The sequence below is a fragment of the Simplicispira psychrophila DSM 11588 genome, assembly GCF_000688255.1.
GTDB classification, from domain to species: domain Bacteria; phylum Pseudomonadota; class Gammaproteobacteria; order Burkholderiales; family Burkholderiaceae_C; genus Simplicispira; species Simplicispira psychrophila.
The window spans coordinates 15,571-31,463 of record NZ_JHYS01000018.1; the positions used below are offsets into that span (position 1 = coordinate 15,571).

At 62.2% G+C, this 15,893-nt stretch carries 13 protein-coding genes; 7 read left to right on the plus strand and 6 right to left on the minus strand.

Features of this window, described 5'->3' with window-relative positions:
* Window positions 1-8: 8 nt before the first annotated feature.
* Together Q390_RS0114920 and Q390_RS0114925 are read right to left on the minus strand one after the other, a co-directional pair.
* Window positions 9-794: an ABC transporter ATP-binding protein gene (locus Q390_RS0114920; RefSeq protein WP_027996780.1), complete on the minus strand. Its 786-nt coding sequence runs from the start codon at window positions 792-794 to the stop codon at window positions 9-11.
* 11 nt (window positions 795-805) lie between these two features.
* The gene (locus Q390_RS0114925; protein ID WP_027996781.1) at window positions 806-2,752 is read right to left on the minus strand and encodes an AMP-dependent synthetase/ligase; all 1,947 of its coding nucleotides are present in this window, start codon (window positions 2,750-2,752) and stop codon (window positions 806-808) included.
* Window positions 2,753-3,169: 417 nt separating this feature from the next.
* Here Q390_RS0114925 and Q390_RS0114930 point away from each other — a divergent pair, with 417 nt between their 5' ends.
* The 6 genes from Q390_RS0114930 to Q390_RS0114955 all read left to right on the plus strand — a co-directional run bounded on the left by Q390_RS0114930 (window position 3,170) and on the right by Q390_RS0114955 (window position 10,374).
* Window positions 3,170-3,886: a Crp/Fnr family transcriptional regulator gene (locus Q390_RS0114930; RefSeq protein WP_037473186.1), complete on the plus strand. Its 717-nt coding sequence runs from the start codon at window positions 3,170-3,172 to the stop codon at window positions 3,884-3,886.
* Window positions 3,887-4,017: 131 nt separating this feature from the next.
* A complete protein-coding gene (locus tag Q390_RS0114935) occupies window positions 4,018-5,088 on the plus strand; it encodes a pseudouridine synthase (protein ID WP_245606938.1) in 1,071 nt (356 codons plus the stop codon).
* Between the two features lie 55 nt (window positions 5,089-5,143).
* Complete coding sequence (locus Q390_RS0114940) at window positions 5,144-6,430, plus strand: esterase/lipase family protein (protein ID WP_084153947.1); 1,287 nt, start codon at window positions 5,144-5,146, stop codon at window positions 6,428-6,430.
* 150 nt (window positions 6,431-6,580) lie between these two features.
* The gene (locus Q390_RS0114945; protein WP_027996785.1) at window positions 6,581-7,516 is read left to right on the plus strand and encodes an exopolyphosphatase; all 936 of its coding nucleotides are present in this window, start codon (window positions 6,581-6,583) and stop codon (window positions 7,514-7,516) included.
* A gap of 175 nt (window positions 7,517-7,691) precedes the next feature.
* On the plus strand, window positions 7,692-9,677 hold the full coding sequence (gene htpG / locus Q390_RS0114950; RefSeq protein ID WP_027996786.1) for a molecular chaperone HtpG: 1,986 nt from the start codon (window positions 7,692-7,694) through the stop codon (window positions 9,675-9,677).
* Window positions 9,678-9,912: 235 nt separating this feature from the next.
* Window positions 9,913-10,374 (plus strand): hypothetical protein, encoded by a 462-nt coding sequence (locus tag Q390_RS0114955; RefSeq protein ID WP_027996787.1) that lies wholly within the window; start codon window positions 9,913-9,915, stop codon window positions 10,372-10,374.
* 131 nt (window positions 10,375-10,505) lie between these two features.
* Here Q390_RS0114955 and Q390_RS0114960 read toward each other — a convergent pair whose 3' ends face one another.
* The 3 genes from Q390_RS0114960 to Q390_RS0114970 form a co-directional block, all read right to left on the minus strand.
* Window positions 10,506-11,546: a serine/threonine protein kinase gene (locus Q390_RS0114960; RefSeq protein WP_027996788.1), complete on the minus strand. Its 1,041-nt coding sequence runs from the start codon at window positions 11,544-11,546 to the stop codon at window positions 10,506-10,508.
* 151 nt (window positions 11,547-11,697) lie between these two features.
* Window positions 11,698-12,123 carry an organic hydroperoxide resistance protein gene (locus Q390_RS0114965; RefSeq protein ID WP_027996789.1) on the minus strand — a complete coding sequence of 142 codons (426 nt, stop codon included), beginning with the start codon at window positions 12,121-12,123 and terminating at the stop codon, window positions 11,698-11,700.
* A 124-nt stretch (window positions 12,124-12,247) separates the two neighbouring features.
* Window positions 12,248-13,096, minus strand: a complete 849-nt coding sequence (locus tag Q390_RS0114970; protein WP_027996790.1) for a 3-hydroxybutyryl-CoA dehydrogenase — start codon at window positions 13,094-13,096, stop codon at window positions 12,248-12,250.
* Window positions 13,097-13,212: 116 nt separating this feature from the next.
* Here Q390_RS0114970 and Q390_RS0114975 point away from each other — a divergent pair, with 116 nt between their 5' ends.
* Window positions 13,213-14,805: a GMC family oxidoreductase gene (locus tag Q390_RS0114975; RefSeq protein ID WP_027996791.1), complete on the plus strand. Its 1,593-nt coding sequence runs from the start codon at window positions 13,213-13,215 to the stop codon at window positions 14,803-14,805.
* A 100-nt stretch (window positions 14,806-14,905) separates the two neighbouring features.
* Here the strand turns inward: Q390_RS0114975 and Q390_RS0114980 are convergent, their stop codons facing one another.
* Entirely contained in the window at window positions 14,906-15,805 is a 900-nt protein-coding gene (locus tag Q390_RS0114980; RefSeq protein ID WP_027996792.1) for a PhzF family phenazine biosynthesis protein, read from the minus strand.
* Window positions 15,806-15,893: the final 88 nt, after the last annotated feature.

The following is a 15,893-nucleotide window of genomic DNA, read 5'->3' on the forward strand; positions in this document are numbered from 1 at the left end:
CCGGTGCTTCAGTGGCTGGTGCCCAGATAGGCGCTGATCACGTCTTCGTTGGCGCGGACTTCTTCGGGTGCGCCATCGCCGATCTTTTTGCCGTAGTCGAGCACGACAACGCGGTCGGAGATGTCCATCACCACGCCCATGTCGTGCTCGATCAGCACGATGGTGGTGCCAAATTCATCGTTCACGTCGAGGATGAAGCGGCACATGTCCTGCTTTTCTTCCACGTTCATGCCGGCCATGGGTTCGTCCAGCAGCAGCACTTGGGGCTCCATTGCCAGAGCGCGGCCCAAGTCCACGCGCTTTTGCAAGCCGTAGGGCAACTGACCGACCGGCGTTTTGCGGAAAGCCTGGATTTCGAGGAAGTCGATGATGTGTTCGACGAATTCGCGGTGGCGTTCTTCTTCGCGCTGCGCCGGACCGACGCGCAGTGCCTGCATTAGCAGGTTGCTTTTGATCTTCAGATTGCGCCCGGTCATGATGTTGTCGATCACATTCATGCCCTTGAACAGCGCCAGGTTCTGAAAGGTGCGCGCCACACCCATTTCGGCCACTTGGCGTGAGCTCATGTGCGAGAAGCTGTTGCCACGGAAGGTGATCGAGCCTTCTTGCGGCGTATAGACGCCGTTGATGCAGTTGAGCATCGAGCTCTTGCCGGCGCCATTGGGGCCGATGATGGAGCGGATCTCGTGCTCTTTGACGTTGAACGAGATGTTCGTCAGTGCGGTGACGCCGCCAAAGCGCAGGGTGATGTTCTTGACGTCCAGAATGACGTCGCCAATCTTCTTTTGTGTCATGGGGGCGGTCTTTAGGCGGCGGCTTTCACCGGGGTGAAGGTTTTGGCGTCCCAGATCTGCAGCGTGGCACTGACGCTACCGGTGCGCCCGTCCTCGAATTTGACCTGGGTTTCAATGTGCTGCTGGGTCTTGCCGTCGTACAACGCGTCGATCAGCGGCTTGTATTTGTCGGCAATAAAGCCGCGTCGCACCTTGTTGGTGCGGGTCAGTTCGCCGTCGTCGGCGTCCAGTTCCTTGTGTAGCACCAGGAAGCGGCTGACCTGGCTGCCCGCCAGCAGAGCATCACTGGCCAGGTCGGCATTGACCTTTTCAATGCATTCCTGGATCAGCTGGTACACCTCGGGCTTTTGTGCCAAGTCGGTGTAACCGGCATACGGCAGGTTGCGCCGCTCGGCCCAGTTGCCCACCGCATCAAAGTCAACGTTGATAAACACGCAGACTTGGTCGCGGCCGTCGCCATAAGCCACGACTTCTTTGATGTGCGAGAAGAACTTGAGTTTGTTCTCGACATACTTGGGTGCAAACATGGCGCCGTCGTTGCTGCCACCTTTGATGCGACCGACGTCTTTGACACGGTCGATGATCTTCAGGTGACCGTGGCTGTCGATGAAGCCGGCGTCGCTGGTGTGGTACCAGCCATCGGGCGTCAGCACCTCGGCCGTGGCCTCGGGGTTTTTGTAGTATTCCTTGAGCAAGCCGGGCGACTTGACCAGGATTTCGCCGTTGTCCGCCACCTTGATTTCCACGCCACGAATCGGCACACCCACGGTGTCGGCACGTGCTTCGTTGTCGGGGTGCAGGCAGACAAACACCGCGGTCTCGGTCGAGCCGTAGAGTTGTTTCAGGTTGATGCCGATGGAGCGATAAAAGCTGAACAGGTCAGGCCCGATGGCCTCGCCTGCCGTGTAGGCCACGCGCACCCGGCTGAAGCCCAGGTTGTTGCGCAGCGGACCGTACACCAAGAAGTTGCCAGCGGCGTACTTCAGGCGATCGAGCATACCGATGCTTTTGCCGTCCATCAGGTCGGGGCCGACACGGCGCGCCACGCTCATACAGGCTTCAAAAAGCTTGCGCTTGAGCGGGCTGGCGTCTTCCATGCGGATGGTGACGCTGGTCAGCAGGCCTTCAAAGATGCGCGGTGGGGCGAAATAGTAGGTCGGGCCGACTTCCTTCAGGTCGATGGTCACGGTGCTGGCCGACTCGGGGCAGTTGACGACGTAGCCGCAGACCAGCCATTGCGCATAGCTAAAGATGTTTTGACCAATCCAGGCGGGTGGCAGGTAGGCCAGCACTTCTTCGGCGTGGGTCAGCTTGTCAAATTCAGCCCCGGCCAGAGCGCGATCCAGCAGGCTGTGGTGGGTGTGCACCACGCCTTTGGGGTTGCCGGTGGTACCCGAGGTGAAAAACATCGCTGCCACATCGTCGGGCTGCACCTTGGCCACTTCGTCGCGGAACCACTGTGGGTTTTGCGCTGCAAAGGCGGTGCCGGTCTCGATCAGGGTGTCAAACGCGGCCAGACCTTCTTCGTTGTACTTGCGCAGGCCGCGCGGGTCGTCGTAGTAGATATTGGAGATAGCCGGGCAGCGGTCGCGGATTTCAAGGAATTTATCCACTTGCTCCTGGTCTTCGACCACGGCAAAACGCACTTCAGCGTTGTTCATCGGATAAACGCATTCGTTGGCCACGGCGTCCTGGTACAGCGGGATCGGGATGGCTCCCAGCGATTGCACGGCCAGCATGGTGGCGTACAAGCGCGGGCGGTTGGCGCCAACGACGACCATGTGCTCGCCACGGCGCAGTCCGGCTTGGTGCAGTCCGGCAGCGACCTGCTCGACCAGGCGGGCCACATCGGCCCAGCTGTGTGCCTGCCAGATGCCATATTCTTTTTCGCGCAGTGCCGCGGCATCGGGGCGCTCGGCAGCATGCTTGAGCAGCATTTGCGGAAACGTGATCTTCATTCCGGGTCCTAAAAAATTCAAGAGGGCGACACAAGGTCAGCGTTTGCAACTGATCGTAGGTTGAACTTTGACGTTATTTTGTCTTCGTGACGACAATCTAAGGGAAATCCCGTGTCAGGCAAAACCCTCACATTTGTCGGCTATTTCAGCCCATAAGACGGCTATGCTGTTCCAGCAGAGTCCGTTCGACGCAATTGCAGACGCTGAGTTGAAAACCGCCCAGGTCGTAATGCCGGTCCAAGATCGCCCAGCGCGCCGGTCAAGGCCGTAGATGGGTCAATCTGGAGGAACGATCCGGGCGCCTTCTCTGGCGCTTGCTCTGAAAGGGCCTCTTGGCTAATGTCGAAAAATGTGTGGCCATTTCTTGCCTGAGCAAAAATTGCCTTTTTTATCCTGTGCCCTGTCTGCCAACGACCCATGAGCCACGACATTGCATTGCACCAACGCCGCCGTCCGCCCTGCCCGCAAGACCTTGCCAGCATCCCGTGGCTGGCCGCCTTGTTACCCGTCGAGCGTGAACACGCACTGGCTGCATTGCAGGTCGGGGACGCCAAGGCGGGCGACTATGTCTGCCGCGTCGGGCGGCCCGTCACCTACTGGTTTGGCGTGGTCGATGGCCTGCTCAAAATGAGCTCAGACAGTGCCGATGGCAGCACCATGACCTTTGCCGGCCTGCCGCCAGGGGGATGGTTTGGCGAGGGCACGGCGGTCAAGCGCGAGCCGTACCGCTATAACGTGCAGGCGCTGCGCAAAAGCGTGGTGGCGGGTCTGCCGATCGACACTTTCCACTGGTTGCTGGACCATTCCATCGGCTTTAACCGCTTTGTCATGCACCAGCTCAATGAGCGGCTGGGCCAGTTCATTGCTGCGCGTGAAATCGACCGCTCCAATAACCCCGATCTGCGCGTGGCGCGCAGCCTGGCGGCGCTGTTCAATCCGGTGCTTTACCCTGGCGTGGGCCAGGTGCTGCGCATCACCCAGCAAGAATTGGCTTATCTGGTGGGGCTGTCGCGCCAACGTGTCAATGAGTCCCTGTCCATCTTGCAGCAGCAGGGTGCCATCGAAGTGGTGTATGGCGGTGTGCGGGTGCTTGATCTGGGGGCCGTGCGCACCGGATTTTTAAGACTCAAATAGGCTTTAAACCCTTTGTGTAAAAGCGGTTGTAGCTATCTTTTTATTCATTTTGACGGGCTGGATTGCCGGCGTCCGCAGGGCGCACTGGACGGGGGTGTGGCGCTGGCGCACGCGCTGGTTGAAAATACCCCATGCCTTCTTCGAACCGCCCCCCTGTGCCCCCTTCTTCTGCCGCCGACGTCCCGGCGCCGGCCCAGCGTGCGCTTTTGCGCCGCCCAACCCTTTCCGTGCGCCCTGCGCCCGACGCGCCTGCTGCACCTGTCCATCGCCCTGCGCCTGCGCCCGCGCCAACGGCATGGAAAGCCCCTGCTGGCGCAGCCCGCTCCGCCAGCTCCAACCGTCCGCTGGCTCCGTCCAACCCGTCCAACCCGTCTGACCCCGGTACCACGCGCCTGAACAAACGCCTGGCCGAGCTGGGTCTGTGCTCGCGCCGCGAGGCCGACGACTGGATTGCCCACGGCTGGGTGTACGTCAACGGCGCCGTGGCCGAGATGGGCGTCAAGGTCACGCCACAGGACACCGTCACGGTCGAGCGCGCAGCGCAGCGCTACCAAGACAACCGCGTCACCATCTTGCTGAACAAACCGATGGGCTATGTCAGTGGCCAGGCCGAGGATGGCCACACGCCCGCAGTGGCGCTGATCAACCCGCGCACGCACTGGCGCGAAGACCCCAGTGGCCTGCGCTTCACGCCGCCGCACCTGCGCGGCCTGGCGCCGGCGGGGCGGCTGGACATCGACTCGGTCGGCCTCTTGGTGCTGACGCAGGACGGGCGCGTGGCGCGCCAATTGATTGGCGAGGACTCGATGCTGGACAAGGAGTACCTGGTGCGCGTGGTCTATGAAGGCAGCACGCCCGTGCCGCGCCATCCCGACGAGCGCAGCGCACCGCTGCAGGAGATCGATGAGCGTGACCCGGTCAGCACCAACGTGCAGGCGGTGTTTCCGCCGGCGCTGCTGGCTCGCCTGCGCCATGGCCTGAGTCTGGACGGCCAGCCGCTCAAACCGGCCAAGGTGGAGTGGCAAAACCCCGAGCAATTGCGCTTCGTGCTGGTCGAGGGCAAGAAGCGCCAGATCCGGCGCATGTGTGAACAGGTCGGCCTCAAGGTGGTGGGCTTGAAGCGCATCCGCATGGGCCGCGTGGTGCTGGGCAACCTGCCGGTAGGGCAATGGCGTTATCTGGCGCCGAACGAGCGCTTCTGAGAGCTTGTGAGCGCTGCGCGGGCGGTGCTTTGTGTTTCCCTTGCTGGAGTCGCCAATGGCCACACGCCGCATCCCTTCGCCTGACCCCGTCGCGGCGCCTAGGACGCCGCCGAACCCGCCTACCGGCGCATTGCGCCAGCTGCGCGCCGCCGATCTGCGGGGTCTGGTCGCGCTCGCCACCCAGGCCACCCTGGGCGTGGCACGTATCACCGAGGGCGTGCACCAGTCGGTATTGGGCAGCATCGGGCTGCGCGGTGGGGCGCAGCCGGGACAGACACGCGGGCTCACGCGGCTGATCTACCAAGGCGTGCGCGGTACCACGCAGCTAGTGGGCACCAGTCTGCAGGCGGCGTTGCTGCGGCTGGAGCTGTGGTTGCCCGCCGCCGAACCCGCCGCAGCGCCCGCCGTGGAACGCGAAGCTGTGCTGTCCGCACTCAACGGCGTGCTGGGCGACCAATTGGCGCAGCAGGGCAATCCGCTGGCCCTCTCCATGCAACTGCGCCAGTACGGGCGCGTGCTCGATCTGGCCGCGTTGCACGCCGCTGGCGCTGCCAGCGGCAAATTGCTGCTGCTGGTACACGGCCTGTGCATGAACGACTTGCAGTGGCAGCGTGGTGGCTACGACCATGGTGCGCACCTGGCGCAGGCGCTGGGTTACACGCCCGTCTACCTGCGCTACAACACCGGCCGGCACATTTCTACCAACGGGCACCAATTGGCCGAGCAGCTCGAAGCCTTGCTGGCCGAGTGGCCGGTGCCGGTGCAGGAGTTTGCGGTGCTGGCGCACAGCATGGGCGGCCTGGTCATGCGCAGCGCCTGCCAGCAGGGCGCTGCGGCGGGACACGCTTGGCTAGCGCAACTCAGGCAGCTGGTCTTTCTGGGCACGCCGCACCACGGCGCCGCGCTGGAGCGTGCCGGACATTGGGTCGATGTGGTGCTGGGCAGTACGCCCTACAGCCGGCCTTTTACCCGACTGGGCCAAGTGCGCAGCGCGGGCATCACGGACCTGCGCTATGGCTACGTGCTGGATGCCGACTGGCAGGGCCGCGACCGCTTTCGGCATAGCCCCGACCAGCGCCAGCCGGTGCCGCTGCCCCCGGGCGTGGCTTGTTTTGCCATCGGCGCCACCCTGGCCGCGCAGCGCAGCCCCGTGGCAGAGCGCCTAGTGGGCGATGGGCTGGTGCCACTGCACAGTGCTCTGGGCTGGCACAGCGATCCGGCCCGCCGCCTGGGTTTTGCCAAAGAGCGCCAATGCGTGGTACACCGGGTCGGCCATGTGGCGCTGCTCAGCGACGCCAGCGTGGCGCGCCAACTGGTGCAATGGCTCACGCCGGGCGCTTGAGTAAGACGCTGGCGGGCGCTGAACGGGGCATTTCTGGAAAAAACAGATTCTTATACCCATACTGCCTTTGTTTTGTATGGAAAAGGCACGGCGCACGATGGCGCGGATGGCTAATATCTGCCTCTCAAGAAAATGAAACAAGGAGAAGCCGTGAGTAACAAAAAGTATCGTCTGGTCACGCGCAGTGATTTTGACGGCCTGGTGTGTGCCGTGCTCTTGCGTGAACTGGATCTGATCGACGACATTTTGTTTGTCCATCCCAAGGACATGCAGGACGGCAAGGTGGAGGTCACTGAGCGTGACATCACCACCAATTTGCCTTATGTGCCGGGCGCCTATCTGGTGTTTGACCACCATGAATCGGAAACCGTGCGCAACTCGGGTCGCCGCGATTTCAACCACATCATTGAAGTGCACGCCCCCTCTGCGGCGCGCGTGGTTTACAACCATTACGGCGGCAAAGCCGCGTTTCCGCGCATTACCGACGAGATGATGACGGCGGTCGATCAAGCCGACTCGGCGCAGTATTCGCGCGAGGACATCCTGAATCCGCAGGGCTGGGTGCTGCTCAATTACATGATGGATGCGCGCACCGGTCTGGGCCGCTTCAAGGACTTTCGCATCAGCAACTACACGCTGATGATGGAGCTGATTGAGCACTGCGCTACCCACACCATTGAGCAGATCCTGGACCTGCCCGACGTGCAAGAGCGCGTGCAGCTTTACTACGCACACGAGGCCCAGGCCAAGGCGCAAATCCTGCACTGCGCCTACCAGATCGGCAACTTGGTGATTCTCGACTTGCGCGAAGAGGAAACCATCTGGGCCATCAACCGTTTCATGATTTATGCGCTGTTCCCGACGGCCAACATCTCTATCTATGTCATCTGGGGGCTGAGAAAGCAGAACACTGTGCTGGCCTGTGGCAAATCCATTCTCGACCGCAGCAGCAAGACCCATGTCGGTAACATGATGCTGGAGTTCGGTGGTGGCGGACATGCTGCGGCCGGCACTTGCCAGATCGCCAATGAGAAAGCCGATGGCATGATAAAAATGCTCATCGATCGCATCAATACAGACGGCTGAGTAAAAGACAAATAGGCTGCAAGCGCTTGTGCTATATGCGCTTGTAGCTATTGTTTTTGATGTTTTTTCTGGCTCTTGGGCTGGGCTTGCTTGAAACCTGCGCGCAGCGCCCCTAAATGCACTGTGCAAGCGCCGCTGGCGCTGTTTTTCGCATCCGTTTTTCAACCGAGTCCCTATGAGCAAACAAACCCTGTCCTTCCAGGCCGAAGTGGCCCAGCTGCTGCACCTCGTCACGCACTCGCTGTATTCCAACCCCGAAATTTTTGCCCGTGAGCTGATCTCCAACGCCTCCGACGCCTGCGACAAGCTGCGTTTTGAAGCGCTGCATCGGCCTGAGTTGTACGAGGACGCACCGAGCCTGGAAGTGCGCGTGTCGTTTGATACGGGGGCCAAGACCATCACCATCACCGACAACGGCATCGGCATGAGTGAGCAAGAGGCCATCGACCACCTGGGCACCATCGCCAAGAGCGGTACCAAAGACTTCGTCGGCAAGCTCACCGGCGACCAGAAACAGGATGCGCAGCTGATCGGCCAGTTTGGCGTCGGCTTTTATTCAGGCTTCATCGTTGCCGACAAGATCACCGTCGAATCGCGCCGCGCCGGTGCTGCGGCGAGCGAAGGCGTGCGCTGGGTCAGCGGCGGCACGGGTGACTTTGAGGTCGAAGCCATAGAGCGCGCTGCGCGCGGCACCAGCGTCACGCTGCACCTGCGGAGCGATGCCGAGGAATATCTCAACGCCTGGAAACTCAAGTCGATCATCAGCAAATACTCCGACCACATCAGTCTGCCCATCCTGATGGAAAAGGAAGAGTGGAAAGACGGCGAGCTGATCACCCCCGGTGACGAAAACGGTGGCCGCCAGCCCGGCGGCATGGTCAAGACCGGCGAATGGGAGCCGGTAAACAAGGCCAGCGCGTTGTGGACACGCGCCAAAAAAGACGTCACCGAAGAGCAGTACCAAGCGTTCTACAAGGCCATCAGCCACGATCACGAGAACCCGCTGACCTGGGCGCACAACCGCGTCGAGGGCAACACCGAATACACACAGTTGCTCTACATCCCGGCCAAGGCGCCGTTTGACCTGTGGAACCGCGACAAGAAGACCGGCGTCAAGCTGTACGTCAAGCGCGTTTTCATCATGGACGACGCCGAAGCGTTGCTGCCGGGCTACCTGCGCTTTGTCAAAGGCGTGATCGATTCGGCCGATTTGCCGCTCAACGTCAGCCGTGAACTGTTGCAGGAAAGCCGCGACGTCAAAGCTATCCGCGAAGGCAGCACCAAGCGCGTGCTGTCAATGCTGGAAGACCTGGCCAAGCACGACAAACACGATGCGCCCGCCGCAGCGGCTGAAGGCGCCGATGCCGTCACCGATGTGGTGGACGCTGACGACAAGGCCAAGGAAGGCAAGTACAGCCAGTTCTATGCCGCCTTTGGTGCCGTGCTGAAAGAAGGCCTGGGCGAAGACTTTGGCAACCGTGAGCGTCTGGCCAAGCTGCTGCGCTTTGCCTCGACCAGCAGCGATAGCGCCAGCGTGTCGTTTGCCGACTACAAGGCGCGCATGAAAGAGGGCCAGGACGCCATCTACTACATCACGGCTGACACGCTCGCCGCCGCCAAGAACAGCCCGCAACTGGAAGTCTTCAAGAAGAAGGGCATTGAAGTGCTGTTGATGACCGACCGCGTCGATGAGTGGGCGCTGAACTACCTGCAAGAGTTTGACGACACACCGCTCCAAAGCGTGGCCAAGGGCGCGGTCGATCTGGGCAAGCTGCAGGATGAGACCGAAAAGAAGGCCGCTGAAGAAGCCGCCGAAGCCTTCAAGCCGCTGCTGGAGCGCCTGAAAGAAGTGCTCAAAGATAAGGCCCAGGACGTGCGTATCACCACGCGTCTGGTCGATTCGCCGGCGTGCCTGGTGGTGCAGGACGATGGCATGAGCACGCAACTGGCACGGATGCTGAAACAGGCCGGTCAGCCCGCGCCCGAGAGCAAGCCGGTACTCGAAGTCAATCCCGAGCATCCGCTGGTGAAAAAGCTCGAAAGCTCGGCACACTTCGACGACTTGGCCCATATCGTGTTTGACCAAGCGCTGCTGGCCGAAGGCGGTCTGCCGGACGACCCTGCCGCCTATGTGCGCCGCGTGAACGCACTGTTGGTGTGATGATTTGAGGTCAAATCGGCCTCAAGCGCTTATGCAGTAAGCGCTAGTAGCTATTCATACAATAGTAATAAAGCCCCGGTAGTGTTTTGCGCTGCCGGGGCTTTTGCTTGCTGGGTAGGCTGATGTGCTGCGGTGGTGGCACCGCTCTTGTATACAGGCTGTAACGATCTCATTGCACTGTGGGGCTGAAACGGTGCATAATTGCTGCACTGCAACATTTTTCAGAAAGTACACCATGATCAACAATAACGCATTCGCCGACGCCGCCAAGACCATGCAAGAAAACATGAAGAAGATCAACCCAGCTGCGGCCCAAGAAGCCTTTAAGCCTGTGATGGAAAACCTGAAGGCTTGGGGCGATCTGGCCCAGAAGCAGGCACAAGCAGCCCAGGCTTCGATGACCCAGACCATGGAAGCCTTCAAGGGCATCAAGGAACCACAGGCTGCCTTTGAAGCCATGAAGGCCTCAGCAGAAAGCAGCATGGCGCTGGCTGCCCAGAACCTGAAAGAAGTCACCGCTTTGGGCGTGGCGCAATTCACCAGCAGCGTGGACGCTATGGAAAAAGCCTCTCCTGCTCCCCAAGCCATCGCTGGCTTGACCAAGGGCATGAAGGACGCTGCCGCCAAGATGGAAACCTCGGTCGAAAGCGCGCTGAACAACGGTGCTGCTGCCATCAAAAAAGCAGGTAAGAAGTAATTGGACAGCGCGGCGCTGCCCCTGCGGCGCCCCTTCCCTTAAAAAACCCGGCCTGTGTGTCGGGTTTTTTGCTGGCTGGCGTGGGTGGGCTGCGCCGGCTCAGACTGCTGTGTGCTTTTTGCAGTCCATGTTCACGCCACCAGCGGTTCTTCTTGCATCGCCTCAATCTGTTCGTGCAGCATGTTGACCTGCCCTTGCCAGTAGTCGCTGGAGCCAAACCAGGGAAAGTTGATTGGGAAGATCGGGTCTTGCCAGCGCCGTGCCAGCCAAGCGCTGTAGTGGATCAGGCGCAGCGTGCGCAGCGGCTCGATCAGCGCCAGTTCGCGCCGGTCAAAGCTGCGAAATTGCTCGTAACCGTCGATCAGCGCGCCCAGCTGGTGCGTGCGCTGGCGTCGGTCGCCCGATAGCAGCATCCACAGGTCTTGCACCGCCGGGCCCATGCGTGCGTCGTCCAGATCGACAAAATGCGGACCACCGCGCCCCCATTCGTCCAGCGGTGTCCACAGGATGTTGCCGGGATGGCAGTCGCCGTGCAGGCGCAGCACGCTGGCGTCTTTCAGGTGCAGGCGATCCGGGCCGGAGGCCGTGTGGCCATGGCCACCGATCAGCGACAGGGCTTGCTCGCAGGCGCCGCGCCAGCTCGATTGCATGTCCAGCGGAATGATGTCGTGCGCCAACAGCCAGTCGTGCGGCTCGGAGCCGTAGGTGTGGATATCCAGCGGCGGGCGGTGGGTGAAGGTTTGCGCGGCGCCGACGGTGTGGATGCGCGCCAGAAAACGGCCGATCCATTCCAGCACTTCAAAGTCGTCCAACTCGGGCTGGCGACCACCGCGCCACGGGCTGACAGAAAACATGAAGCCAGCGTGCGGGTGCAGCGTCTGTCCGCGCAGTACTAGCGGCCCGACGGCGGGGACTTCGGCCGCCATCAAGTCGGCGGCAAAGGCGTGTTCTTCCAGAATTTGTGCTGTGCTCCAGCGCCCCGGACGGTAGAACTTGGTGACCACGCGCTCGCCGTTTTCCAGCGTGACTTGGTAGACGCGGTTTTCATAGGACGACAGCGCCATCAGCCGGCCATCGCCGTACAGACCGATGCTGGCCAGGGCGTCCAGCACGGTATCGGGCATGAGGGTGGAGAACGGGTGCTGGCCTGTGGAGTCGAAGGTGGGGTTCATCGGGCCATTGTCGCCCGCCTGCCGTGCGCGCGCTACGTCCCTGGTGCCCGCAGGCCCGGACAGCCACCACCTCCAAAAATTTAAGAGAAAGAGGCTGTTAGCGCTTATGGAATAAGCGCTAACAGCTATCTTTTTTGATTTGCAGGCGCATTCACCCCGCGCCGGCCAGGGTCAGCGCCATGTCGATATGGCCGCGCGTGGCGTTGGAGTAGGGACAAACTTGGTGCGCAGCGTCCACCAGCGCCTGGGCGGCGGCGCGCTCCATGCCGGGCAGGTGGACGGTCATGCGCACGGCGATGCCGTAACCGTGGGGGAGTACGCCCAGATCTACCTCGGCGTCCACGGCCACGTCTTGCGGCACGCTCAGTTTTTGCTGGGCAGCGACGGCCTTGATGGCGCCGATGAAGCAGGCCGAATAGCCCGCGGCAAACAGCTGCTCAGGGTTGGTGCCGGTGCCGCTGGTGCCGGGTGAGGACAGCTTCACGTCGAGGCGGCCGTCATCGGAGCGGGCTGCACCGTCGCGGCCCCCGGTGGTGTGGGCGTGGGCGGTATAGAGAACTTTTTCAAGCGAGGCCATGGTGATTTCCTTGGTGGTAGTGGGTGCCGGCAGGATGCCGGCGCAGGGGACGCGGGACGCTTTGTCATAAAAAAAGCCGCAGGGCAGGGGCCCGGCGGCTGAAAGCCTCAGCGTTGGTGCAGACTCAATACTGGTACACGCCACGGCCCGTCTTGCGGCCCAAGCGGCCGGCTGCGACCATTTCTTTCAGCAGCGGCGCAGGGCGGTATTTGCTGTCGTTGAATTCGGCGATGTACACGTCCATCACCGCCAAGCAGACGTCCAGACCAATCATGTCGGCCAGTGCCAACGGGCCAATCGGCTGGTTGCAGCCGAGCTTCATGCCGGCGTCGATGTCTTCGGGGGTGGCCAAGCCTTCGGCCAGCACGAAGAAGGCTTCGTTGATCATCGGCACCAAGATGCGGTTGACGACAAAACCCGGATTGTTCTTCACGGTGATCGGGCTCTTGCCCAGCTTGACGGCCAGCGCTTTGACCGCATCGTGCGTCGCGTCAGAGGTTTGCAGGCCACGGATGATTTCGACCAGCGCCATCATTGGCACCGGGTTGAAAAAGTGCATACCGATGAACTGCTCGGCGCGCTTAGTGACAGCAGCCAGCTTGGTGATCGAGATCGACGAGGTGTTGGTCGCGACCAGCACTTCAGGCGCCAGCACAGCGTCCAATTGCTGCAAGATTTTGACCTTCAGGTCGTAGTTTTCGGTCGCGGCTTCAATCACCAGCTGACCGGCTTTCAGGTCGTCGTAGCTGGTCGAGACCTGGATGCGCGCCATGGCGGCGTCTTTGTCAGCGGCGCTGATTTTTTCTTTCTTGACCAAGCGGTCCAGGCTGCCCGACACAGTAGCCAAGCCCTTTTGCACGGCAGCGTCAGAAATGTCGACCATGACGACATTGATGCCCGACACGGCGCACGCTTGTGCAATGCCATTACCCATGGTGCCTGCACCGATGATGCCAACAGTAGTGATGTCCATATAGAGAGCTTCCTTCAAAGTGAAACAGATCACTCGGATGGTATCGGCAATTGGTGGGCGGCTGGATTAAAGTGACCTGGTCACCGCCCAAGGTGGCGTGCAGGAGACAAAACCCTATGGTTGATTACATCGTGATCGGCGGCGGCTCGGCTGGCTGTGTGCTGGCTGGACGTTTGTCGCAAGACAGCGCTGTGCGCGTGTGCCTGCTCGAAGCCGGACCGGCCGATGCCAGCGTGCTGATCCACTGCCCCGCCGGGCTGGCGGTCATGGCCAAGTACGAATTGAACGGCTGGAACCAGCACACCACGCCGCAGGCCGGCCTGAACGGGCGCAGCGGCTACCAGCCGCGCGGCAAGGTGCTGGGTGGCTCCAGCTCGATCAATGCCATGATTTATGCCCGCGGCCAGCCGCAGGATTACGACCACTGGGCGGCGCAAGGCAACCCCGGCTGGGGCTGGAGTGACGTACTGCCCTACTTCCTGCGCGCAGAAAACAACGAGCGCGGCGCCAATGCCTGGCACGGCCGCGGTGGGCCGCTGAACGTGATGGATTTGCGCTCGCCCAACCGCTTTAGCCAGGTGTTTGTCGAGGCTGGCGTGCAGGCCGGCCACGTGCATAACCGCGACTTCAATGGCGCGGAGCAAGAGGGCGTCGGCCTGTACCAGGTGACGCACAAAAACGGCGAGCGCTTCAGCGCCGCCAAGGCGTATCTGACGCCGTACCTGGCACGCCCGAATCTGCACGTCATCACCGGCGCCCGCGCCACGCGCATCCTGCTGGAAGAGCGCCGCGCCGTCGGCGTCGAATACCGCCAAGGCGGCGCCACGCACCAGGTGCGTTGCACCCGCGAGGTGCTGCTGAGTGCTGGCGCACTGCTGTCACCGCAATTGCTGATGCTCTCGGGCATTGGCCCCGGCGCGCAGTTGCAGCAGCACGGCATTGCCACCGTGCACGATCTGCCCGGTGTCGGCCAGCACCTGCACGATCACCCGGACGTGGTGCAGGTGATGGATGCGCCGGCCTTGAGTGATCTGTTTGGCCTGTCACTCCAGGGTGCGGCGAACCTGGTGCGCGGCGTGCTGGAGTGGCGCCGCCAGCGCAGTGGCCTGTTGACGACCAACTTTGCCGAGGCCGGCGGTTTCATCAAAAGCCAGCCCAGCGAGCTGCTGCCCGACCTGCAGTTGCACTTTGTCATCGGCAAGCTGCTCGACCATGGCCGTCAAACCGTACTTGGCCATGGCTACTCGTGCCATGTCTGCCTGCTGCAGCCCAAAAGTCGGGGCAGCGTGGCGCTGGCCAGCAGCGACCCGCAGGCGCTGCCGCTGGTCGATCCGAACTTTTTTGGCGTGGCCGATGACATGGCGCGTCTGGTGCGCGGTGTGCGCCAGATGCGCGCCATCCTGGCGCAGCCGGCGCTGGCGCAGTACGGTGCGCGCGAACTGCCGGCGTCGGCCGGTGCGCAGACGGATGCGCAGATAGAGCAGTTCATCCGCCAGTACGCCGACACCATTTACCACCCGGTCGGCAGTTGCCGCATGGGGACGGGGCCGCTGGACGTGGTGGATGCGCAGCTACGGGTGCATGGCGTACAGAGCCTGCGCGTGGTGGACGCGTCCATCATGCCGCGTATCGTCAGCGGCAACACCAACGCGCCGACCATCATGGTGGCGGAGAAGGCGGTGGATTTGCTCCACGGGGCGGGGCGCTAAAAAGTCATTTTTGATAGCTTAAGGCGCTTGCTGCATAAGCGTTTGAGCCACTTTTCAGTCTTAATTGGGTGAGAGGCTGCAGCAGGGCTGCCTGCGGACCCTACAGCAGCACCGTCCCCTGAACGCAAGTCACCGTGTCGCCGCCGATCCAGATGTCGCTGCCTTCTTGTGCCACATGCACGCGCCCGGCGCTGCCCAGGGCCGTGCCCTGGCTGGCGATGTAGCGCGGCGGCGCGAGGCCGGCGCCGATCAACCACTGCGCCAGTGCCGCGTTCAGGCTACCGGTGACCGGGTCTTCCATCAGGCCGCTGTGGCCCGGCAGGAAAGCACGCACCTCAAAGGCAATGTTTTCGGGATCGTTGGCGGCATCGTTGGCGGCAGCGGTGGGGCCCGCCACGCCGACCTTGCCGCGCGGGCCGATCACGCCCACATCCAGTCCGGCCAGCACGGTGGCGTCGGGCTGCAGCGCCAGGACCTGCGCGGCTGAGTGCAGTAGCACGCCGCGCCAGCGCGGGCCGTTGTCGCACCAGGCGTGCGCCACGATGTCGCTGCGCGCCACGCCCAGGCCGCGCGCAATCAGCGCCACCTCTGGCTCGTCCAGTGGGCCGCTGGTGACCAGCGGCGGTGCAGCAAACGCCAGGCGGGTGCCATGCCGCCGCAGCGTGATCAGGCCGGCAGCGCATTCCTGCACCACGCGGTCACTCTGCTGTGGTTGGCCACCGGCCTGTAGCCAGGCGTGGCAACTGCCTAACGTCGGGTGACCGGCAAACGGCAACTCGCGCCCGGGGCAAAAGATGCGTACGCGGTAATCGGCACCGGCCAAGCGGGCTGGCGGCGTGGGTGGCAGCACAAAGGTGGCTTCGGACAGATGCGTCCAGTCGGTGAAGCGCTGCATGGCCTCGGTGGACATGTCCGTGCCATCGAGCACCACGGCCAGCGGGTTGCCGCGGTACGGCGTGGCGGTGAAAACATCTACCTGTTGGAAAGGGCGTAATCGCATGGGTGCAGTCTCTTGTCTGTTGCGTGCCGATGGTATCGGCCGGCGGTAATGGCTTCACGTTGCCGATGGGCAGCACGAGCACGCCATC